The organism is Pseudomonas sp. WS 5532, assembly GCF_012985445.1.
Lineage (GTDB): Bacteria > Pseudomonadota > Gammaproteobacteria > Pseudomonadales > Pseudomonadaceae > Aquipseudomonas > Aquipseudomonas edaphica.
In genome coordinates this window covers 160532-182261 of the sequence record NZ_JAAQWK010000008.1, presented here as the reverse complement: position 1 = coordinate 182261, position 21730 = coordinate 160532, and the positions used below count along the sequence as shown (strand labels likewise).

General features: G+C 62.2%; 17 protein-coding genes. All 17 read right to left on the bottom strand.

Annotated elements, in window-relative coordinates; genetic code table 11:
• Positions 1 to 89: 89 nt before the first annotated feature.
• Positions 90 to 2639 (bottom strand): autotransporter outer membrane beta-barrel domain-containing protein, encoded by a 2550-nt coding sequence (locus HBO23_RS16045; protein WP_170037620.1) that lies wholly within the window; start codon positions 2637 to 2639, stop codon positions 90 to 92.
• 244 nt (positions 2640 to 2883) lie between these two features.
• The gene (locus HBO23_RS16040; protein WP_017138922.1) at positions 2884 to 3645 is read right to left on the bottom strand and encodes a PIG-L family deacetylase; all 762 of its coding nucleotides are present in this window, start codon (positions 3643 to 3645) and stop codon (positions 2884 to 2886) included.
• A gap of 177 nt (positions 3646 to 3822) precedes the next feature.
• Positions 3823 to 4482: a glycosyltransferase family 2 protein gene (locus tag HBO23_RS16035; protein WP_170037617.1), complete on the bottom strand. Its 660-nt coding sequence runs from the start codon at positions 4480 to 4482 to the stop codon at positions 3823 to 3825.
• On the bottom strand, positions 4479 to 5078 hold the full coding sequence (locus tag HBO23_RS16030) for an SAM-dependent methyltransferase (RefSeq protein WP_099549662.1): 600 nt from the start codon (positions 5076 to 5078) through the stop codon (positions 4479 to 4481). Before HBO23_RS16030 ends, HBO23_RS16035 begins: the two co-directional genes overlap by 4 nt.
• Complete coding sequence (locus HBO23_RS16025; protein ID WP_099549663.1) at positions 5075 to 5833, bottom strand: PIG-L family deacetylase; 759 nt, start codon at positions 5831 to 5833, stop codon at positions 5075 to 5077. Before HBO23_RS16025 ends, HBO23_RS16030 begins: the two co-directional genes overlap by 4 nt.
• On the bottom strand, positions 5830 to 6828 hold the full coding sequence (locus HBO23_RS16020; protein WP_170037613.1) for an acyl-CoA dehydrogenase family protein: 999 nt from the start codon (positions 6826 to 6828) through the stop codon (positions 5830 to 5832). Before HBO23_RS16020 ends, HBO23_RS16025 begins: the two co-directional genes overlap by 4 nt.
• Position 6829: 1 nt before the next feature.
• Entirely contained in the window at positions 6830 to 8989 is a 2160-nt protein-coding gene (gene glgX, locus HBO23_RS16015; protein ID WP_170037610.1) for a glycogen debranching protein GlgX, read from the bottom strand.
• A 124-nt stretch (positions 8990 to 9113) separates the two neighbouring features.
• Positions 9114 to 9383, bottom strand: coding sequence for a DUF2934 domain-containing protein (locus HBO23_RS16010; protein ID WP_017138916.1), 270 nt, complete (start codon positions 9381 to 9383; stop codon positions 9114 to 9116).
• Between the two features lie 24 nt (positions 9384 to 9407).
• Positions 9408 to 12164, bottom strand: coding sequence for a malto-oligosyltrehalose synthase (locus HBO23_RS16005; protein WP_170037607.1), 2757 nt, complete (start codon positions 12162 to 12164; stop codon positions 9408 to 9410).
• Entirely contained in the window at positions 12161 to 14245 is a 2085-nt protein-coding gene (gene malQ / locus HBO23_RS16000) for a 4-alpha-glucanotransferase (protein WP_099549667.1), read from the bottom strand. The genes HBO23_RS16005 and malQ overlap by 4 nt, the downstream gene beginning before the upstream one ends.
• On the bottom strand, positions 14242 to 15987 hold the full coding sequence (gene treZ, locus HBO23_RS15995; protein WP_170037604.1) for a malto-oligosyltrehalose trehalohydrolase: 1746 nt from the start codon (positions 15985 to 15987) through the stop codon (positions 14242 to 14244). Before treZ ends, malQ begins: the two co-directional genes overlap by 4 nt.
• Before the next feature lie 39 nt (positions 15988 to 16026).
• Entirely contained in the window at positions 16027 to 17583 is a 1557-nt protein-coding gene (gene glgA, locus HBO23_RS15990; protein ID WP_169986213.1) for a glycogen synthase GlgA, read from the bottom strand.
• Positions 17584 to 18186: 603 nt separating this feature from the next.
• Positions 18187 to 19137: a D-2-hydroxyacid dehydrogenase family protein gene (locus HBO23_RS15985; protein ID WP_170037601.1), complete on the bottom strand. Its 951-nt coding sequence runs from the start codon at positions 19135 to 19137 to the stop codon at positions 18187 to 18189.
• Positions 19138 to 19163: 26 nt separating this feature from the next.
• Positions 19164 to 20180, bottom strand: a complete 1017-nt coding sequence (locus tag HBO23_RS15980; RefSeq protein WP_170037598.1) for an alpha/beta hydrolase — start codon at positions 20178 to 20180, stop codon at positions 19164 to 19166.
• Between the two features lie 44 nt (positions 20181 to 20224).
• Positions 20225 to 20668, bottom strand: coding sequence for a YqaA family protein (locus HBO23_RS15975; protein WP_017138910.1), 444 nt, complete (start codon positions 20666 to 20668; stop codon positions 20225 to 20227).
• A gap of 3 nt (positions 20669 to 20671) precedes the next feature.
• Entirely contained in the window at positions 20672 to 21118 is a 447-nt protein-coding gene (locus tag HBO23_RS15970) for a DUF411 domain-containing protein (RefSeq protein WP_169986211.1), read from the bottom strand.
• Positions 21119 to 21230: 112 nt separating this feature from the next.
• Positions 21231 to 21689: an SRPBCC family protein gene (locus HBO23_RS15965; protein WP_017138908.1), complete on the bottom strand. Its 459-nt coding sequence runs from the start codon at positions 21687 to 21689 to the stop codon at positions 21231 to 21233.
• Between the last annotated feature and the right edge of the window lie 41 nt (positions 21690 to 21730).

Genomic DNA, 21730 nt, shown 5'->3' with positions numbered 1-21730 from the left:
GCTGTATCGGCTGTGTTTCAGCAAGTGCCATGGGTTAAACGTTGTGTATCGCAACGGGCCCTGGATACAGTGCGATACACATACGCGGATCAGAAATCCATTCGAAGCCCCAGCGTGCCTTGGCGGCCGTTGAGGGCATTGCTGTCCAGGTTGCGGTTGTAGCCCAGTTGGCCGTACAGGCTGATGCCTTGGGCAACGGTCAAGGTGGCGCCGACGTTGAGGTCCAGCGTGGTCGACTTTTGCTCGGTGTTTATGTCGGTAGCATCATCGAACCTTACGGTGTTGGTGCCGGCGCGGGCATGCCAGACGTTGGCACGCACGTATGGCTGCAGGGGCATACCACTCACCTCATAGCTGCCACGCAAGCGGGCACCCAGGCGGGTGGTGACATGCGTGTCAGCGTCGTAGGAGACGGCGGAGATTCGGTCGTTCTGGCTGTCCAGCCGCGTGCGGTCGACGATGAGCTGGGCTTGTGGCTCCAGTTTCCATTGGGCACTCACAGTAAAAGGCCAGCCCGCTTCGGCGGACGCCAATGCATTGCTGCCTTTGGTTTTCATCTTGATGCCCCGGTCGGACTCGTTGTTGCCGGTGAAGCGGGTGCCCATTACCACCAGGTCCAGATAGGCGCGGTTGGCGCCGATCAGTGTCCAGTAGGCGCCCAGGCTGTCGCCGCGCAAGGTCAGGCGGCCTGCGTCCTTGTCTTGGAAGCCAGCGTTGAAACCCTTGACGTCGCCTTGCAGGCGGCTGTGGCCCACAAAGAAGCCAAGCCGGTGAGTCTGGCCGCTGTCCGTGGTGGTGGCGTACAGGTCGCTGCCCACCTGGAAGGCCGACAGCGAACTGTCCAGTGTCGGGCTGACCGTTCCCGCGAAACTCTGGCGACTGTTGCCGCCGTACACCCTGGCCCAACCCGTGGGGAATACCCCGGTTTGTTGCTGCTGGCGCTGATCGCCCACGCGCTCGTGGTAAGTCCCCAGCATGCCTTGCACGATTTGCTCGGCAGCTTGAAACAGCACGGCGTACACCGGCACTTCGGCGCGGTAAAGGGGGATTGCGGTGTTGCCTGGATTGGGCGGCAATGCTGGGGTGCCAGGCGCTGGGGTGGGCGGGGTAATCACCGCATCCGGCGTGGGCTGCGCCGGCACGGTGGAGCGCAGGTAGTAATTCTGTTCCGTACCCGCGGTCACGCCCCCTCTGAACAAGTGATAGTCAAACGCACCAGCAGACACGGGGCCAGCCAGCGAGAACGCACCGACGCTGCTGGTTGCGCCCTGGGTTGCCTGTACCACCTCAATGCCATCCTTCACGGTCAGCGCACCTGCACCGCCCAGGTTGGTGATGCTGATCGCCGTGGCGCCCAGCAGGGTGCCTTGGCTGACCACCAGTTTGTCGCTGGGTGAGTTATCCGCGCCCAACATCGTTTGCAGCGCCAGCCGACCGCCCGTGCCGATGTAATTGCCGTTGACCGTCAAGCTGTCGGTCGTGCTGGAACTGTCGGTACTCATATCGATCAGACCGGCGTTGTTCAAGGTTGCCAATTGTCCGGACGTGAAGGGCGCGAGAGTGCCCGTTGTGACGATCAATCTGCTCGTTGCATCAATGCTCATTGCGCCGGTACCGGTATCGCTGCCTCCCAATACGAATGTGCCACCGAGTGTCAGGGCCGACCCATTGACCATAGACACCCGCTCCCAGCCGGTGTAGCGGCTCGGGACGCTGGTTTGCGTTGCGTCAAAGGTGAGGGTGTCGTTACCCGCGCCGCCGTCCAGTTGGGGGGTGGCGGCCAGCAAGGTTTCGCGGAGGTTTTTCAGCAGGGCAGAATCATCATCGGCACCCATGAGAATTGCCCCGTTGATTGTTCCCCCGTCGGTCCAAATGAACTGATCGGCGCCGAAGCTCGTGAGGATTTGGCCGTTGACCCTGCCACCGCTGACCTGGATCAAATCCACGCCGGCGCTGGTGCTGATGTTGCCGCCGATGGTGCTGGTGCCCGAGACGAGAATGGTGTCCCTGCCAAGCCCTGTGACAAGGTTGCCGACGATGGTGCCGCCGCGCATATCGAAGACGTTGTTATCGAGTTTCATGTCGACCCGGCCGATGGTGCCGCCGGTCATCAATGCTTGATCGCCGTCTTCAAAGGCGCCCTTGATGGTGCCACCACTCATAACGAATGTGTCATGGCCGTCGCCTTGGGCCAGTGACTCGACAGTGCCATCGCGCATGACAAAACTGTCAATGCCCCCGCCCTGGATGATCGCCCCCGCGTGCCCACCGTTGATCTGCACCAGATCCACACCATCGCCCTGGGTAATGGACCCCGTGACCGCGCCCAGCGTCAGACGAAACGTATTCGCACCGTCGCCCTGGTGCAGCATCCCATTGATTGCCGCTGTCGCACCGTTGATGTCAACCAGATCGTTGCCGGCCCCCAAGGTGACATCACCGTTGAGGGAGCCGCTGCCGCTGAGGTTCAGCGTGTTGTTGCCGGCGGTGTCGGTAAAGCCCGGCGCGGCGCCGCTGTTGCAGGTCGAGGTGTCATTGCCGGCGGTAATGTTGATCGTGCAGGCGCCAAGCGACGGCAGCGGCCACACCGCCATCAACGTGATACCCAGGTAAGTCAGAAAAACTGGCAGTGTGCGCATGACGGCTCCTTGTCCGAAGGAAGTTCCCGCACCTGAGCAATCAGGTGCGGTTCAAGCCATGGGAAGGTAGAGCGCGATACGGAGCAGGCACGACGGGTTGCCTGTTCTACGAAAACACCGGCGAATGCAAGGGGTTGGCATGGCTTTCTCGACTGCACATCAAGCTGTGCAGGCTTTTTGCACCTTAGTCGCAGAGTGAGCCGGGTGCTACTGTGAGAACTGACAGGTACAGGCGAGTGCTGGCCTAGGCAAACACGATCTCATAGGGCTCACGCATCCGCTCCAGCAACTCCTGGGCAAGCATGGGCGCCAGGCCGATCTCCGGGTCGCCGACCAATTGGCTGGCATACGCATGGGCGGCGTGAAGCTTGCGCGCAACGCTCCAACTGTCCAGGCGCACCTTGCGCGCGCGATGCCAGGGGATCACCGAGCCTTCACGCAGCGGCCAATGCCAGGCCCATATCGGCAGTTCATACAGGCGCGCGCCGGTGAGCTGGCAGGCTTTGGCGCTGGCTCGGCCGACGGCGTCATGGTCGTCCTTGCCGTCGTGGCGCCAAGTGGTAAACACCACGTCGCCCGGTTGCAGATAGCGCGCAATGAACTGGCTCATGGGCTGCTCGCGGGCGGCCAGGGCGTCGTCGCAAAAGCCGCCGCGAATCCACTTAAGGCTGTGCAGCGGCATCCCCAGGCGCCGCAGCGCTTCAGCGCTTTCCTGCGGGCGGATCACACTCAGGCGGCTTGCCGGCCAGGCATTCGAGCCTGGGTGGCTGGCGCTGCCATCGGTGATCGAGATCAGTTGCAGTGGGTGGTCGAGGGTGCTGAGCAGTTGCAATAATCCGCCACACGCCAACACCTCATCGCCGGGGTGAGGCGCGATGACCACCACGCGCGCGCCGCGTGGCACCAGGGAGGAGGGCTTGATAAAGGGGATTTGCGCCAACTGTGGCGCACTGTTCCAGATTTGCGCAGGGCCGCGACGGCCCTCACTTAATGAGGCAGATTTCATCGGTGTCACGTCCTTGTCGAATGATGCCGGGTCGTACCCCGTTGACGGGACGACGCTTTTGTACTCAGCACAGGCTCCGCTGCGATGAACTGCGGCCATCCAACCCTGGATGACCAGCAAGGCGATTTCAGCATAGTCAAGGATTCGGCGTTTTTACATCGTGCAGGGTCGAAATATTCAGGTGGCCTGCATCAAACTCTTCAAGTAATCACCAAAACCGCCTTGGGCACGGCAGTCCAGGCGTGCGCTGGTAATTACCTGTGGCGTATGACTCCAGGCGATTGAAGCGCCGCAGCGCTCCAGGTTGCGCACCAGTTGCACATCTTCGTGGCAGGCCAACGGTTCGAATCCGCCGGACTGCACATACGCCCCGGCACTCACGCCCAGGTTGGCACCGTGAATATGGCGATGGCCGTCGCGAGCCTCATAGGCTTGGGTGTAGCGGATTTGGGCTGCCACGCAGAAGCCTTCGCTCCAGTCGTCCACCGTCACTGTGCCGCACACAGCATCGGCGCCCAAGGCCAGTTGCGCCACCAACCAGTCGGGGGCGACACGGCTGTCGGCGTCGGTGCACGAAATCCAGCGCGCGCCCTGGTTTAACAAGTGCCGCGCACCCACTCCGCGCACCTGCCCGACGTTACGTGCCTGCACGTGTAAACACTGCACCGGATACGCCTGGGCAATCGCCGCACTGCCATCGCTGCAGCTGTCGAGCACGGCCAGGATCTGCACAGGCTCACCCAGCAAATCAGGGTGGCTGGCGGCAATCATCGCGGCTTTGAGGCACTCGCCCAGCAGCGCTTCTTCGTTATGCACCGGGATCAGAATGCCGATCATCGCAAGCCCTCATGGGTGGCGACCGAGGTGCCGTCACGGCTCCACAGGTCGAGTAGAAAGTCACTGTCGTGATGCTGGACGAGGTGGGCCATGCCCAGGCGTTGCGCGAGCATTTCGTGCACCTGTTCGGCCGTTTGCGGGCAGCCATCGATGCGCGGGCGCCAGTGGCACGCGAGCAGTTGGCCGTTGTCGGTCAGTGCGTTGAGGGCACAGTCGATCAAGCGCTGTAAATCCTCGGCATCGAGGTAGTAGCAGAGTTCGCTCAACACAATCAGTTCGAACTGGCCGGGCGGCCATTCCTCAGGCAAACGGCTTTGATGAACCTGGGCGTGGCTGAACCCCCGCAATCGGGTTTGCGCCAGCGCCACGGCAGCGGCGGCCGTGTCGCAACACACCAGGCGCTCGCAGCGCGGCGCCAATTCGGCACTCAGCTCGCCGTTGGCGCAGCCGGGTTCAAAAATCGAGCGATAGCGGGGCCGTGTCAGCACCGCCAGGGTGAGTGCGCGTTTACGCTGTTCGTACCAGCGCTGGCGAAAGGCCCAAGGGTCGTCATTACCGGCGAACAGTTGATCAAAATAGGGTGTGGCCACACTCATACAAACACCACTTCAAAAGGTTGCAGCAAACGCTCCACCACATAGGGTGCCAGCACCGGTGCCAGACCCACTTGCGGGTCGCCTTCAAGTTGGCTGGCAAAGGCGTGAATGGCATGCCGTTTGCGCGCCACCGCTTCAGGTGTCAGCACGATTTTGCGCGCTCGTTGCCATGGCACCTGGCTGTCTTCGGGCGTTGCCCAATGCCAGGTCCAAACGGGCAGTTCGTACAGGGTCGCACCTACCGCCTGCGCCGCTTTGGCGCTGGCGCGGCCAACGGCTTCATGGTCGCAATGCCCGTCTTCGCGCCAGGTGGTGAACACCACATCGGTGGGCTTGAGATACCGCTCTATGAACGCGCTCAACTCATCTTCACGGGCCGCCACCTGGCTGTCGGCAAAGCCTGCGCGCAGCCACTGCAAACTGTGCAATGGCAGGCCGAGACGGTGCAGGGCCTGGGCCGACTCCTGCGGGCGCACGATGCTCAAGCGCTCGACCGGCCAGCGCCTGGAGCCTGGGTGGCTGGCGCTGCCGTCGGTGACGGAAATCAGTTGGATCTGCCGGTCCAGCAAGGCCAGGCCTTGCAGCAGGCCGCCGCAGCCCAGCACTTCGTCGTCCGGGTGCGGAGCAATAATAACGGCGCGATGCCCCGCAGGCACCAACTGCTCGACACTGATTTGCGGCAATTGGGCCATATGGGCTGAACCCTGCCATTGATGCAACGGCGTGCCCTGGCCAACGATCGGGTTGAGTTTCATAACAGCCACCTACCTGTGGGGTCGTCCGCAACCAGCTTTCCCAGCGCCGCCAGGTCACGCTCGGCGTGGCTTTGACGTACATATACGGGTAAGTCCGCCATCAATTGGGCGAAATGCGGATCTTTGCAGTAAGGCCCGGCACCCACCGCGCGCCCGACGTGATGAATGACCTGCTCGACGGTATCCTCGACGCACGCCCGTGCCTGTTGGGCCAGTTGCCGCGCATTGGCGCGAGGGTGGCGGTCAATCTGCTCAGCACCGTCGCGCAGTACACAGGCGGCGCTGTTGAGCACGCTGTCGACCGCGCCCAAGTGCGCCAGCGCATGCTGTTCGGGACGCTGGCTGCAATGCGCACGCAGCACCTCAGCCAGACGTTGCGCACCGCCATACCAGCACGCGGCGATACCGACGCCGCCGTGCCAGAAGCCAGGCCGTGACAGGTAGTCGCCCGGCTCGCCAACCGCGATGCCGCGGGCCTCATCAAAGATGATTTCGACACTGCCGGTGGCCGCCATGCCCACGGCTTTCCAGCCTTCGTGGGTGACGGTGACGCCGGGCTGGTCCATCTCGACCGCCACCAACTGTTGGCTGTCGTCTTCGTCCCAGGCGGTCAGCAAACCATGGCTGACCACCGCTGCACCGGAACACCAGGCTTTACGCCCATCGACGATCAAGCGCTGGCCGTCGCGGCGCACGCGTACCTTGGCCGTCGGCGGTTCGGCGGCCCACATGCCCCAAACACTGCCCACGGGCGGCAAGGGGCTGTCGAGCTCGGCGATGATCGCCAGGGCATCGGTGTGGCCTTCGAACAGCTTGCACAGGCGCAGGTCATGACCTGCCACCTGCGCCAGCCGGCTGAAGCGTTCCAACGTCTGGCCGCTGCCGGGCAATGGCAGTTGGTCCAGGCCTTCTTCCTGAAGCTTCTTCAGTGCAACGCCCAGCGCCTGCGTGTCGGCGTAGCTGCGGTTGCCTTGAAGGAATCCATGCAGAGCCATCTCACACCTCGTCGTCGCGTTGCAATTCGAACAGCAGCAGTGAGCGTCCGGTCACCGCGTACTCGTGCTCGAAGTCAAAACGCTCCTGACCGCGCACTGCGGGGGCGTTGGTATCGAGCATGCAGGTCCAGAATTCACCCTGGGGCACCGGCGGCAGGCGGAAATTCACCATGTCGTGGTGGGCATTGACCACCAGCAACAGGGTCGCATCACCCCCAGCGCGACGAATCCCGGTTTCCTGGGCGCGGCCATCCATCAGCATGCCCAGGCAGCGGCCATGGCTGTCTTGCCACTGTTCGGTGCTCATCTCGTTGCCATCCGGCGCCAGCCAGGTGACGTCTTTTACGCCGAGATCTTCGTTGTAGTCGCCCACCAGGAAACGCCCACGGCGCAGAATCGGGTAGGCCAGGCGCAATTTGATCAGGCGTTTGACGAACTTGAGCAGTGCCTTGCCGTCGTCGTCCAGGTCCCAGTTAACCCAGCCGATCTCGCTGTCCTGGCAATAGGCATTGTTGTTGCCGTGCTGGGTGCGCGCGAACTCGTCACCGGCCACGATCATCGGTGTGCCTTGGGCCAGCAGCAGCGTGGCGAAGAAATTGCGCATCTGGCGCAGGCGCAGGGTGTTGATTTCCGGGTCTTCGGTGGGGCCTTCGACGCCGTGGTTCCAGGACAGGTTGTTGTTGCTGCCGTCCTGGTTGTTTTCGTCGTTGGCCTCGTTGTGCTTGTCGTTGTACGACACCAGATCGTGCAGGGTGAAACCATCGTGGGCAGTGATGAAGTTCACCGAACTGTAAGGCCTGCGCCCACGGTGGTTGAACATCTCGCCCGAGGCGGTCATGCGCCCGGCAAAGTCCGCCAACTGGCCGTCATCGCCTTTCCAGAAGGCGCGCACGGTGTCGCGGAAGCGGTCGTTCCATTCCACCCAGCCGGGTGGGAAGTTGCCCACTTGGTAGCCGCCGGGGCCACAGTCCCAGGGTTCGGCAATCATTTTCAGCTGGCGCAGCACCGGGTCCTGGCGGCAGGCCACAAGGAAGCTGTGGCGCTCGTCGAAACCGTCGCGGTAGCGCCCCAGAATGGTCGCCAGGTCAAAGCGGAAGCCGTCCACGTGCATTTCGGTGGCCCAGTAGCGCAGGGAGTCGGTGACCATTTGCAGCACGCAGGGGTGGCTCAAGTCCAGGGTATTGCCGGTGCCGGAATCGTTGATGTAGAAGCGCTTGTCGTCGGGCATCAGCCGGTAGTACGAGGCGTTGTCGATGCCGCGCATCGACAGGGTAGGGCCGCGCTCGTTGCCCTCGGCGGTATGGTTGTAGACCACATCAAGGATCACCTCGAGCTTCTGCTCATGCAGGTGCGCGACCATCTCCTTGAACTCGGCGATCTTGCCGCTGGCCAGGTAACGCGGGTCAGGCGCAAAGAACGCGATGCTGTTGTAGCCCCAATAGTTGGTCATGCCTTTTTGCAGCAGGTGCTGGTCGTTGACGAAGGCATGCACCGGCAGCAGCTCGACGGACGATACGCCGAGCTGGCGAATATGCTTGAGCACGTCATCTTCCATCAGCCCGGCACAGGTGCCGCGCACTGACTCGCCCACCGAAGGGTGGCGCATGCTGATGCCGCGCAGGTGGGTTTCGTAGATGATCGTGCGGTCCCATGGCACCCGTACCGGCTGGTCGTTGCCCCAGGTGTGCGCAGGGTCGATGACCTTGCACTTGGGCACAAAGGGCGCGCTGTCGCGCTCGTCAAAACTGAGGTCGTCGTCCGGGTGGCCGATGGTGTAGCCGAACAGTGCCTCGGACCATTTGAGTTCACCCACCAGCTGTTTGGCATACGGGTCGATCAGCAATTTGTTGTGGTTGAAGCGGTGACCATTGGCCGGGTCATACGCACCGTACACGCGGTAGCCGTAAATCAGCCCGGGATGGGCGTCGGGCAGGTAGCCGTGGAAGATTTCGTCGGTGTATTCGGGCAGTTCGATACGTTCAAGCTCGACCTCGCCGGTATCATCGAACAGGCACAGCTCGACCTTGGTGGCATTGGCTGAGAACAGCGCAAAGTTGACACCCAGGCCATCCCAGGTGGCGCCTAGAGGGAAGGGCAAACCTTCACGAATCCGCGACGGCTCGTTTTCCGGCGTGGCTGGGTTGTTATCGGGTTTGCTCATTAAATTGCTCCTGCAAGGGTCTTTTTTCGGGCCGAGCGCTACCGTGCCGACGGTTGCTCAGCTGGCGCACTGAAAAGTAAAAAGGGCCTCCTGGCGACAGTGTCGGCAGGAGGCGCGTGGGCTGTTAAGGCTTGGGCTTTTTCGGCGCCGCAGGCTTTTTGGCCGCTGGCGGTGCGGGCTTGCTGGCCGCCGGGGCCGGCGGCTTGGCTTTTGGCGCAGGCTTGGGAGCGGTCTTGGGTTTGGCCGCAGCTTTGGGTTTGCTTGGGGTCAGCGCTTCGGCTTCGGCTAATTTGCGCGCCATCTCCCAGTGGCGTGCATCTTCACCGTGGGGCTTGCCTTCGGATTCCCAGATCTGATGCGCCAACTCGCGTATGCGTTTGTCTTCAGTACTCATCACAATACTCCTCACAGAAAATTTTCAGCTTTCTTGATCATCGGGATTGATAAAGACATTGACCGGGAAATCCCCCAGGGCAGCGCTGATCAACAGCTCCTTGTTTGGTGTGACTGCGCCTGTATGAAAAAGTCCCTTCCAGTTTTGTGTTGTGGTGGCGAACGGTAATTTCACCCGCGTATCGCCCCAAACCTGCGCATTGATATGGGGTTGTTCACCGTTTTCCAGCAGGCGATGGGGCCAGCGTGGCACCACCACCAGCAGGTGTTTGCCTTGATACGTGCGGCAAAATGCGACGACGTGATCGGCGTGCTTGCCTACCACTTCCAGCGGCGTGTAGCTGCCGCGTTGGAAGCGTTCGGCGTTGGCCTTGCGCACGGCCAGCACTTGGGCAATCAGCGCCTGTTTGATACGCCCGTCGCGCCAATGGGACAACAGCTCGCCGACGTCCGGCGGTGTGTTCAACGCCTGTTGCCGTGCGTTGAAGTCCACCGGGCGGCGGTTGTCCGGGTCTACCAGGCTGAAGTCCCAGAACTCATCGCCCTGGTACAAATCCGGTACACCCGGCACGGTGATACGAAGCAAGGATTGCGCCAGGCCGTTCAGTGCGCCCGCCGGGGCGATGGCCTGGGCGGCGCTGCCGATGGCCTTGCGTAACGGGGTGCCGGCATCGCTGAGCAACAGGCGTGACAGGAAGGCATCGACCGCCTGTTCATAGGCTTCGTTGGGCGCGCTCCAACTGCTTTGCAACTTGGCTTCGCGCAGGGCTTTTTGCTGCCATTGCCACAGGCGTTGCTGGTAACCCTGCATGTCCGGGTTGCTATCCAGCGGCCAACTGCCGAGCAGCACTTGGTAAAGGATCAGTTCATCGCCCGCCGACGGGCTGTGTGCATCGTCGCGCAACGGTGCGGCGAGGCGGCGCCAATGCTCGACTTGTTCGACGTACCAAGGTGCGCATTCACTCAGTACTGCCAGGCGCGCTCGCGTGTCTTCGCCGCGCTTGTGGTCGTGAGTGGCGGTGGCCAGCAGGTTGTCGGGGAAGGTCTGCAGGCGCTGTTGATTGGCCGCATGAAAGTCCGCCAGCGGTGCACTGAACTGTTCGGTGCTGAAGCCCACATCGTTACGCGACAGCAGCACCGCCGAGCGGTAGAAGGCGGTGTCTTCCACGGCCTTGGCCGCCGCCGGCGACGTGAGCTGCTGGAAGCGCACGCAGGCATGCTTGAGCATCTTGCGTTCACGCCCGACCGGGCGGTTGCGCCACGGCTGGCCGCCCAGCCATTTTTCCAGGTGGTCGAGCACCGGCCAGTCGCCTTCGCCCAAGGTGCTGCGAGCACCGGCCAAGGCTTGCAGGAAAAACACATCATCATGGGCGCTGCGCCCACGGGCACTGATGTAGGTGCGGTACACCGGGAAGTGCACGATCAGCTCCTGCAAGGCACGGCGGATTGCGCCCAGGGTCAGGTCGCGGGTCATCACGTCGTCGCGAGCCACTTGCAGCAGGGCCTGGGCCACACTCTCGAAGTCACCGGCCAGGGAACCGTTGAGAATCTGCTGGCGGGCCAGCCAGGCTTCTTCGATAAAGGCAGCAGGCCGTTCGCTGTAGCGCGTCCACAGCTCCGCCAACGGCGCAAAGCCTGTTGGGTCGTGCTGCAACAGCGACAGCTGGTTCATGAATTCATAGCCGGTGGTGCCGTCTACCTGCCAGTCTTCGCGCAGGGTTTCGCCTTCACCGAGGATTTTTTCTACGAAGATCGGCAAATGCCGGTTGGGCGAAAGGGAATCCACGCGCCTGCGCAACTTGCGGCAATACCCGCGTGGGTCAGCCAACCCGTCGATATGGTCGATGCGCAAGCCGTCTACCAGCCCTTGGCTGATCAGCTCGAAAATCTTGCCGTGGGTGGCTTCGAACACGGCGCTGCGTTCTACGCGCAGGCCGCCGAGTTCGTTGACGTCGAAGAAGCGCCGCCAGTTGATATCGTCCGCTGCGGTGCGCCAACTGGCCAGCCGATAAACCTGTTGTTCCAGCAAGGCGTGCAAGTGATTGAAGCCGTCCGGCTGGCGCCCATCAAATTCGGCCAGCTGGCGTTCGATGGCGTGCAGCACCGAGGCTTCGGTGGCCCGTTCGGCCAGCACGTGTTTGAGCCAGCCGGCTTCGGTGTAGGCGTCATCCTGGCAGGCAAGGGCGCTGAAACGCTCGGCCAGGGGCTTCAACAATTCATCGCCGCCCAGAATCATGGCGTAGTCACGCGGGCAAATCGGGAAGCGGTGCTCGTAATGCTCGACGTAAAAACCGCCCTGCACGGCATCGAACTTGAGCGCCAGGTTGCCGCTTTGCAGCGCTTCACCGTAGTCGCTGCCCAGAAACGGCATCAGCAATTGGCCCTTGAGCAGCGGGTCCGGCGAGTGCCACTGGATATCGAAAAACTCACTGTAGGGACTCAGGCGGCCCCATTCCAAGAGGTCCAGCCACCACGGGTTGTCTGCACCGCCGACGGCCATATGGTTGGAGACGATATCGAGGATCAGCCCCATCCCATGCTCACGCAGTGCCGCAACCAGCCTGTGCAAGGCCGGCTCGCCGCCAAGTTCGGGGTTGACGCGGGTCGGGTCAACCACATCGTAGCCGTGCATGGAACCGGCGCGGGCGGCCAGCAGCGGCGAGGCATACAGGTGGCTGATGCCCAGTTGGGCGAAGTAGGGCACCAGGGGCACGGCATCATCCAGGGTGAAGCCTTTGTGAAATTGCAGGCGCTGGGTCGCGCGCAGGGGTAATGCGTTCATCGGTCACGCTCATGGGCCTGGTTGCGCGCCACGGCCAGCAGCTCCAGGCGGCGGGCGGCGCTGTCGTTGTCGAGCAGGCTGGCGGCTTCACCCGGCAGGCGGCGGCGCCAATTGGGGTGGGTGTCGGTGGTGCCGGGCAGGTTGGCTTGTTCCTCGATGCCCAGCGCGTCTTCCAGCGGCAACAGCACCAACGGCGCGCGGGTGTGGCCCAGGTAGCGCACGCTGGCGTCGAGCATATGGTCGGTGTCATTGCGGATTTCATCGACGAAGTTCTGCGGGTCCTGGCTCAAGGCCTGGCGCAGCGCCTGGCGTTCGCGCAGGCGGTGTTCGCTCCATTGCTCCACGGTCGGCGCATCGATCAGGCCCAGCTGGATATTCCATTCGATATCGCGGCTGTGCCACCAGCCGTTGAGGGTTGGCAAGTCGTGGGTGCTGGTGGTAGCCAGGGCGTTGTCCGGCCAGTCGAGGATCGGCTTGAAGTGGCCGTCGTGGTTTTGTTCAAAGAGTAAGACGCGCATGCCCAGGATCGAGCGGCCGCTGAGTTTTTCGCGCAGGCCATCGGGCACGGTGCCCAGGTCTTCACCGAGCACGATGGCCTGGTGGCGGTGGGATTCCAGCGCCAGCAGGCGCAGCAGGTCATCCACCGGGTAGTACAAATACGCGCCTTCGCGCGGCGTAGCGTCCATGGGGATGACCCACAGGCGTTGCAGGCCCATCACATGGTCAATGCGCAGGCCGCCGGCGTGGGCGAAGTTGGCCCGCAGCATTTCGATAAAGGCGCGAAAGCCGTTGCGCTTGAGACCTTCAGGGGAAAACGCCGAGATGCCCCAGCCTTGACCCGCGCGGTTGAGAATGTCCGGTGGCGCGCCGACGGTAAGGTTGGCGAGTAGCTCGTCCTGCCGGCTCCACGCCTGGCTGCCGCCGCCATCGGCACCGACCGCCAGGTCTGCGATCAGGCCGATGCCCATGCCGCTGCCACGCGCGGCTTGTTGCGCGCGCTCCAGGCTGCGTGCGATCAGCCATTGGCAGAAGGCAAAATAGCCGATCTCATTCGTATGGTCGGCGGCAAATTGCGTCAGCGCCGGGCTCTGAGGCGAGCGCCATGCTTCGGGCCAGTGGCGCCAGTCGAGGTCTTCACCGGCGGCGGCACGCAAGGCTTGCACGGCTTCAAAGCGACAGTGGTTCTCCAGGGCTTCGCCGCCGGCCTGGCGAAAGCTCAGGAAGTCGGCGTGTTGCGGGTGCTGGCCGTGGCGGAAATCTTCATACAAGGCACGCAACAGGCGCTGCTTGGCGCGGGCGGCGGTGGGCCAGTCGATCAAGGTGAGCTGTTCCAGGGCGTGCAGCTCATCCGTAAGGTCCAGTGCCTCGATGGCGTTGCGCACTTCGCGCTCGCCAAGGATGCAGGCGGGCGAGGCATACAGGCTGTTGAGGAACAGGCGGCTGGAAGGTGAGTAGGGGCTGTAGCGCTCGGTGTCGGCGCTGAACATCGCATGCATCGGGCTGATGGCCAAGGCATCGGCGCCGCGTTCGGCGGCGCTGCGGGCCAGGTGCTCCAATGCCAGGGTGTCACCGAAGCCGCCGTCACCCAGGCGGCGCAGTGCATACAGCTGCGCACTCAGGCCCCAGGCGCGGGCCGGTTGGCTGTCGACCGCTTCAGCGACGCTGTAGCAATGGGTAGGGGCCACGGCCAGGGTGAAGGTTTGGTCGTCGATATGCACCTGGTGATAACCCAGCGCGATTACGCCGGGCAGTTCGGCATTGCCGTCCAGGCGCAATTCCAGGGTTTCGCCCTGTTCCAGGCTGACGCGGCACGGTGTGTCCGGGGCGAAGTAATGCGCGAGGTCCAGACCCACGCCGGTGTCCACGGTCATCAGCGGTGGCAGGTGCTTGTCTTGTTGCACCCGTTCCATTTCGAGCAGGCTGGCATTGATCTCGGCGTCAGTATCGGCCGGGTGGCCCAGGCCTTTGAGGACGGCACGCAAGGCGGCGGGTTCGACATGTTGCGGGCGGCCGTTTGCGTCGATCCAATCGACGGCCAGGCCCGCGCGGCTGGCGAGAATTTCCAGGTTCGCTTCGCTCAAGGGTGATCTCCAACAGGGGATAAGGCGACGCGTGCGCTGAACGGCGCCAGTTGCGCGCCTTCATGGGCAGACGTCTCGAATAGCAGGTGCGGCGGCGCCGGGTGATCCAGCGGCGTGGCACCCAGGTTCAGGTCAATCTGCAACAGGCTGCCGTTGCCCAGGCGCCAGCGCGCGGTGACGGCGCCGTCGGCCAGTACCTGCGCGCCCAGGGCCACGCTGCCGGGCAAGTGCGGCACGATGTGCCGATGGCGCAGGCTCAGCAGCTGACGGTAAAGCTGCGCGTGTTCGTTCTCAGTGAAGAGGGGCGCCGACTGCAGGAAAGTCGGCAGCGCATTCGGGTCGGGGATCTGTTCGCGCCGCTCAGGGTCTTTAAACGCGGCGAAATCGGCAAATTCGTTGCGTCGGCCTTCGCGCACGGCTTCGGCCAGCTCACCGTGATGATCGGTGAAAAACAGGAACGGCTGCTCGGCGTTGACTTCATCGCCCATAAACATCAGCGGAATCATCGGCGACATCAGCAGTAAGGTGGTGGCCGCCTTCAACGCCTGGGGCGAGCACAGTTGGTGCAGGCGCTCGCCCAAGGCGCGGTTGCCGACCTGGTCGTGGTTTTGCAAAAACGCCACGAAGGCGCTGGGTGGCAGATCACCACTGGGTTCGCCGCGCGCATGGCCGTGACGGGTGGTGTGGCCTTGGTAGATAAAACCTTCGCCCAGGCAGCGCGCGAGCTTCTCGGTGGGGTCTTGTGCGAAGTCGCTGTAATACGCATCCGTTTCGCCCGTGAGCAGTACGTGCAGTACGTTATGGAAGTCGTCATTCCACTGCGCATCAAAGTCGTGCTTGAGCAGGCGGGCCTGGTTGAGTTCGTTTTCCAGCACCAGCCACACGTGCCGGCCGGTGTCCACCTGCTGACGTACCCGTTGCGCAAGTTCCTTGAGGAAACCGGGGTTGTCGATGGCGTGGACCGCGTCCAGGCGCAGGCCGTCGAAGCGGTACTCGAGCAACCACATCAGTGCGTTGTCGAGGAAAAAGTCGCGCACCTCACGGCGATCAAAATCAATTCCGGCGCCCCACGGCGTGTGCACGTCTTCTTCAAAGAAGCCTTGGGCGTACTGGCCCAGGTAATTGCCATCGGGGCCGAAGTGGTTGTAGACCACATCCAGGATCACCGCCAAACCGTGTTCGTGGGCACTGTCGATCAGGGCCTTGAGTTGTTCGGGGGAGCCATAGGAGGCTTGCGGGGCGTAGGGCAGAACCCCGTCGTAGCCCCAATTGCGCTCGCCGGGAAATTGCGCCAGCGGCATTAGTTCAATGGCGGTCACGCCCAGTTCGGCCAGGCGTGGCAGGTGCTTTTGCACGCCGGCATAGCCACCCAGTACGCCCACATGCAGTTCGTAGATCACCGCCTCATGCCAAGGGCGCCCTTGCCACTGGCTGTGTCGCCATTCGTAGGCGAGGGGGTCGACGACCACGCTCCAGCCGTGCACGTCGAGTGCCTGGGCCCGGGATGCCGGGTCCGGCACGTCCTGTTCGCCATCAATGTTGTAGCGGTAACAAGTGCCCGCCGGGCACTCGGTTTCTACCTCGAACCAGCCATCTGCCTGGGGCAGCATGGCGATGGACTTGCCGTCTTGCAATTCAACGCTGACATAAAACGCGTCTGGCGCCCACAAGGCAAAACGCGTGTGTTGCGCGTCCAGCATGATTGCGCCGTGGGGCCAGGTTTCCAGAGTCCGTGACGGCATCTATGAAGACCTCCCTTTTTTGAAACAACAACCAAAAAATTACTTCGTGGGTTTCCCCAGGGCCTTGGCCACCAGTTGCTCGTAAAGCTCGGCGTAGGGTTCCACCGCCTGGCACCAGTTGAACGGTTGGGTCATGGAGCGGCTGCGCATGGCGTTAAGCAGGCCTTTATTGGCAAACACCCTGAACGCGCGGCTCAGTGCTTCTTTATAGCTCTCGACAGTGGACTCATTGAACAGGAAGCCGGTGACGCCATTTTCGATGGTGTCCGCCAAGCCGCCGGTATTGCGCGCCACCGGCAGCGAGCCGAAACGCTGGGCGTACATCTGGCTCAAGCCACACGGCTCATAGCGCGAGGGCATCAGCAGGAAATCGCTGCCGGCGAACATGCGCCGTGCATCGGTTTCGTTGAAGCCGATGCGCACCCCGACCTGGCCAGGAAAGCGCAGGGCCAGTTCGCGCATGGCGTGTTCTTCTTCCGGCTCGCCACGGCCGATGATGGCGATCTGGCCACCGTTCTCGACAATAAAGCTGCTGACCGCTTCGGTCAGGTCCAGGCCTTTTTGGTACACCAGGCGCGATACCACCGCGAACAGCGGGCCGCTGGACTCGTGCAGGCCGAACAGCTCGCGCACATGGGCGGCATTTACGGCTTTGCCCTCCCAGTCGCCAATATTGAAGTTATGGGTCAGATGCGTGTCGGTGGAGGTTTCCCAGCTTTCGTCGATGCCATTGGGAATCCCGCTGAGCAGGCCTTGCTGGGTCTTGCTGGCGAGGAAGCCGTCGAGGCCACAGCCGAATTCCGGGGTGGTGATTTCCTGGGCGTAGGTCGCACTCACGGTGGTGATATGGCTGGAATACGCCATGCCCGCCTTGAGGAACGACATCTTGCCGTAGAACTCCATGCCTTCCTGTTGCAGGGCATGGGGTGGAATGCCCAATTCCGGGGTCGACGCCAGGCTGACCACCCCCTGGTAGGCGAGGTTATGAATGGTGAACAGCGTGGGGGTGCGCGACCCACGCCAGTGCATATAAGCCGGCGCCAGGCCAGCCGGCCAGTCATGGGCGTGCACCAGGTCCGGGCACCAGTGGATCTGCGCCAGGTTGGCGGCCATGTCGGCGGCGGCCAGGCCCAGGCGAGCGAAGCGGATATGGTTGTCCGGCCAGTCGCGGCCATTGTTGGCGCCGTAGGGCGTGCCTTCACGCTCGTAGAGCTCGGGGCAGATCAGCACATAGATAACCAGGCCATCCTTGAGGTCCATGCGCCCGATCTTGCACGGCGGCAGCGCTGCGTGCCCGCCCAGCTCGCCAATGATATGGATCGGGTTGTCACTTTCCATTACCTGCGGGTAGCCCGGGATCAACACGCGCACATCATGCAGGTGCGCCATGGCGCGGGGCAGGGCAGCGGAGACGTCGCCCAGGCCGCCGGTTTTCACCAGGTCGGCGAATTCGGACGTCACAAACAGGACTTTCTTACGATTAGGGTTCTGACTCACGATCGGCCGCACAGTGTTGGGCAGGTCGGCCAACGAAGTCGGTCCCCCTGCCGGCTGACTAAAACGCTCTCCCTGAGTATCGACTGCAGCACTGATCATAGTTCTCTCCTACATGTTTGGTCGGCTGATGGCCCGCTGCCATCGGCTCCGATTGGCCACATCCTGCGGCCAGGCGCACAAGCACAGTACAAGCTGGCAAGGCGTATGCCAGTTGCACCCATTGCGAAAAAAGAGTGGATGGACGGGCGTTCGGCTGAAGCGCCTGCGCTCGTCTCCCTTAAAAACTTGACCTGCGGCAGAGTTGTAAAGTTTCGATTTTTTGCGGGGTTTTTGTTTTGAAACGGACCCATCGGTCATCAGTCTAGGACAGATCCCAGAGACTGTACGGTTTCTAGGGGTTTTTTGTAGGACAAAAAACTTGTAACGATATGCACCGTTCGGAACTTGCGGTGATTCTGGGAGAACGGCGGGTAATTGAAGTGAAAAGAGCTGGTGTGGCGAGCAGGCTTGTTGTGGCGAGCAGGCTTGCCCTGCGTTGGAGCGCGCAGCGCTCCCAAATCGCTCAATCGGTGCATCAGATAGACCGGGTGTGCTCATTATGGGGCTGCTGCGCAGCCCAACGCAGGGCAAGCCTGCTCGCCACAACAAGCTTGCATGCCACAACAAGCCTGCATGGCAAGACAAGCTTGCTTGCGATGCCGCTTATAGGCTGCGAATCGGCGTGCCGCTGGCCCAGGCCTGAATGTCCTCGATCATCTGCTGATAAAACTGCCGATAATTCTGTTCACTCACATACCCGACGTGGGGCGTGGCCAACACATTCGGCAAGCGCCGGAAGGGATGATCAACCGGTAGTGGCTCTTCGCTATACACATCCAATGCGGCCCCCGCCAGTCGCCCGGCCGATAACGCCTCGATCAGCGCCTGCTCATCCACAATCGGCCCACGTGAGGTATTGACCAGGCGCGCACTCGGTTTCATCCAACCCAGCGCCTGCGTATCCACCAGGCCGCGACTGCGCTCACTGAGTACCAGATGCACGCTCAGAATATCCGCCTGTTCGAACAACTCACGCTTGCTGACCCAGCTCACACCCGCCTCTGCGGCCCGCTCCGGCGTAAGGTTCTCGCTCCAGGCAATCACGCGCATGCCAAATGCCTGGCCAAACTGCGCAACCTTCTGGCCGATGCTGCCCAGTCCGAGAACCCCCAGGGTTTTGCCATACAGATCGCCACCCAGCCCGACCTGCCAGCCGCCGGCGCGCAGTGAGTTGGCTTCGGCCAGCAGGTTGCGGGTCGAGGCCATGATCAGCGCCCAGGTTAACTCCGGCGCCGCCTGCTTGTAGCTGTCGGTGCCGCACACCTGGATGCCCAGGGCTTTAGCCGCGGCAATGTCGATGGCCGCGTTGCGCATGCCGCCGGTCACCAGCAGTTTCAGCTTGGGCAGGCCTTGCAACAGGGCCTGATCGAAGGTCGAGCGCTCGCGCATCAGGCAAATCACGTCGAACCCCTGCAAACGTTCAACCATCGTGGCGGTATCGGCGGGGTAATCGTGCAGAAAATGCACCTGGCCCACCGCCGCCAATGCCGACCAATCCACCACACCACTGGCCACATTCTGCCAATCATCAATGACTGCGATCTGTACCGACATTCAGGAGTGCCTCGAAAAAGGTTGGATTAAAGGGTGTTTAACCCCTGTAACAGTGCCTTATGAAACTGCGCCGGTTCTTCCATCTGCGGTGCGTGGCCCAGGCCCGGGAATTCCACCAGGGTCGCATGGGGGATCAGCTTGGCCACCTGCTTGCCCAGCACGTCGTAGTGACCGAGCCTGGCCTTGACCGCCGGCGGCGCGATATCGCTGCCAATGGCGGTGGTGTCGGACGTGCCGATCAACAGCAGCGTGGGCATCTGCAAATCCTTGAACTCGTAGTACACCGGTTGGGTGAAGATCATGTCGTAAATCAGCGCCGAGTTCCATGCGACCTGGGTATGGCCCGGGCCATTATTGAGGCCGGCAAGCATGTCGACCCAACGTTCGTATTCCGGTTTCCAGCGCCCGACGTAGTAAGTGTTGAGTTCATACTGGCGAATGCCGTCGGCGCTGAGTTTCAACTCGCGCTCATACCACTGGTCGACGCTGCGATACGGTACGCCCAAGGCTTTCCAGTCTTCCAGGCCGATGGGATTGACCAGTGCCAACTGCTCGGTTTGTTGCGGATACAACAGTGCATAACGGGTGGCGAGCATGCCGCCGGTGGAATGGCCGATGAGGGTGGCCTTCTGAATGCCGAGTTTCTCCAGCAGTTGGTGGGTATTGATCGCCAGTTGCTGGAAGCTGTACTGGTAGTGGTCCGGTTTGCTGGAGGTGCAAAACCCGATCTGGTCCGGCGCGATCACACGGTAACCCGCTTCGCTCAAGGCCTTGATCGAATCTTCCCAAGTGGCGCCGCAAAAGTTCTTGCCGTGCATCAACACCACGCTGCGGCCATTGGCACGGCCCTTGGCGGGCACGTCCATATAACCCATGTGCAGGGTTTTGCCTTGGGACTGGAAACTGAAATGTTCGACCGGGTGAGGGTATTGAAAGCCTTGCAGCTCGGGGCCATAGGTAGTGGCAAGGGGAGCAGCGGCGAGGGCGGGAGCGGCGCTCGCCGTGAGCAGGCCGGTGATGCAAAAGGCGCGGATTAGCGACATGAACAGGGCTCCGGAAGGAATGCCCGGATGCTGTTGCGAGGGGATTAAGTGGGGATTAACACCCAGTGCAGGGTCAGCGCCGCCAGCACGCCATAACGCAGGCTCTTGGCCAGCGTGACCAACAGCAAAAACCGCCACAGCGGTTCGCGCATTACCCCAGCGACCAAGGTCAGCGGGTCACCGATGATCGGCACCCAACTGAGCAATAACGTCCAGTGCCCCCAGCGTTCGTAATGGCGACTGGCCTTGTCGAGTTGCTTTGCGCTGACCGGAAACCAGCGGCGATCCTTGAAGTGTTCAACCCAGCGGCCCAGCCACCAATTGACCACCGACCCCAGGACATTGCCCACCGTCGCAATACCCAGCAGCAGCCACAGGCTGTAGTGGCCGCTGAGCAATAAGCCAACCAGCACGGCTTCCGATTGCAGTGGTAACAAGGTTGCTGCGCCAAAGGCGGCAAAAAACAGCCCCAGGTAACCGGCGAGCATTAATCAGTGGGCCGGGTAGTCAGCCACCACCACATCCTGACCGTCGCGCGTCAGGCCGATGACCTGGTAGGCCTCGCGGCGGTCACCCATTTCCATACCGGGCGAGCCCATGGGCATGCCGGGCGCGGCAATGCCTAGCAGATCATCGCGTTCGCGCAGTGCCAGCACCTGCTCGGCGGGCACATGGCCTTCGACGAACTTGCCGTCGATCACGGCGGTATGGCACGAGCCCAGGCGCGGCGCTACGCCCAGGCGCTGCTTGACGGCGCTCATATCGGCTTCGACATGGTCATTAACCTTGAAACCGTTGGTTTCAAGGTGACTGATCCATTTTTTGCAGCAACCGCAGTTGGCATCGCGGTGCACGTCGATTGGGATCAGGTCGGCCGCCTGGGCCAGTGTGGTGGTGAACAGGGCGCAAAGTAGGGCCAGTCGCAGGGGGTTTTTCATGTGGGGCTCGTGGGCAAGAGGACGGCGTCGGGATTTTGCGGCGATCATGACGACGTCATCGCAGGCAAGCCAGCTCCCACAGGGTGAGCGGGGTGGCAGTAATGTTTCTAAATTATACGAAAGCCGCGTTTTCAAGGCGGTGCTTGAGTTGGTCCAGCGCAATGGTCGACAGGTCGATCATGCGCGCGTGCAAGGTGGCCAATTGCAATTCGGTTTCGTAGGTGAGCACCCGTTTGAACAGCGTGCCGCCACGGTGGGGTTGCAGGAAGTAGTGAATCGAACCGTCTACCGCGAGGGAGGTGAACACGGTCTTGAATTCACTGGGGCGGCGGGCGATTTGTACGCGATAGCTCATGGGGACGCGCACGCCCAGCAGGTCGATGATTTCGGTAAAGCGCGTGCCGGCCGGCAGTGAGCCGGTGGTGCCGGTGTCGGCACTCAGGGAGGTGGGGTGCCACTCGTGCCAGCGATCCGGCTGGGTCACATAGTCGTAGATGACCTCGATTGGCGCCTGGATAAAGCGTTCCTGACTGATCCGCTCCAAGCGGGCCGAATGCTCAGCTGCATGCATGACACACCTCCTGTGTGGCGAGAGTTTGTCCTGAGAACTGT

Bases quoted from the DNA above. Each gene is read 5' to 3' on its own strand.
- HBO23_RS16045 (WP_170037620.1), bottom strand. From the start codon at position 2,639: ATGCGCACACTGCCAGTTTTTCTGACTTACCTGGGTATCACGTTGATG.
- HBO23_RS16040 (WP_017138922.1), bottom strand. From the start codon at position 3,645: ATGAAATCTGCCTCATTAAGTGAGGGCCGTCGCGGCCCTGCGCAAATC.
- HBO23_RS16035 (WP_170037617.1), bottom strand. From the start codon at position 4,482: ATGATCGGCATTCTGATCCCGGTGCATAACGAAGAAGCGCTGCTGGGC.
- HBO23_RS16030 (WP_099549662.1), bottom strand. From the start codon at position 5,078: ATGAGTGTGGCCACACCCTATTTTGATCAACTGTTCGCCGGTAATGAC.
- HBO23_RS16025 (WP_099549663.1), bottom strand. From the start codon at position 5,833: ATGAAACTCAACCCGATCGTTGGCCAGGGCACGCCGTTGCATCAATGG.
- HBO23_RS16020 (WP_170037613.1), bottom strand. From the start codon at position 6,828: ATGGCTCTGCATGGATTCCTTCAAGGCAACCGCAGCTACGCCGACACG.
- glgX (WP_170037610.1), bottom strand. From the start codon at position 8,989: ATGAGCAAACCCGATAACAACCCAGCCACGCCGGAAAACGAGCCGTCG.
- HBO23_RS16010 (WP_017138916.1), bottom strand. From the start codon at position 9,383: ATGAGTACTGAAGACAAACGCATACGCGAGTTGGCGCATCAGATCTGG.
- HBO23_RS16005 (WP_170037607.1), bottom strand. From the start codon at position 12,164: ATGAACGCATTACCCCTGCGCGCGACCCAGCGCCTGCAATTTCACAAA.
- treZ (WP_170037604.1), bottom strand. From the start codon at position 15,987: ATGCCGTCACGGACTCTGGAAACCTGGCCCCACGGCGCAATCATGCTG.
- glgA (WP_169986213.1), bottom strand. From the start codon at position 17,583: ATGATCAGTGCTGCAGTCGATACTCAGGGAGAGCGTTTTAGTCAGCCG.
- HBO23_RS15985 (WP_170037601.1), bottom strand. From the start codon at position 19,137: ATGTCGGTACAGATCGCAGTCATTGATGATTGGCAGAATGTGGCCAGT.
- HBO23_RS15980 (WP_170037598.1), bottom strand. From the start codon at position 20,180: ATGTCGCTAATCCGCGCCTTTTGCATCACCGGCCTGCTCACGGCGAGC.
- HBO23_RS15975 (WP_017138910.1), bottom strand. From the start codon at position 20,668: ATGCTCGCCGGTTACCTGGGGCTGTTTTTTGCCGCCTTTGGCGCAGCA.
- HBO23_RS15970 (WP_169986211.1), bottom strand. From the start codon at position 21,118: ATGAAAAACCCCCTGCGACTGGCCCTACTTTGCGCCCTGTTCACCACC.
- HBO23_RS15965 (WP_017138908.1), bottom strand. From the start codon at position 21,689: ATGCATGCAGCTGAGCATTCGGCCCGCTTGGAGCGGATCAGTCAGGAA.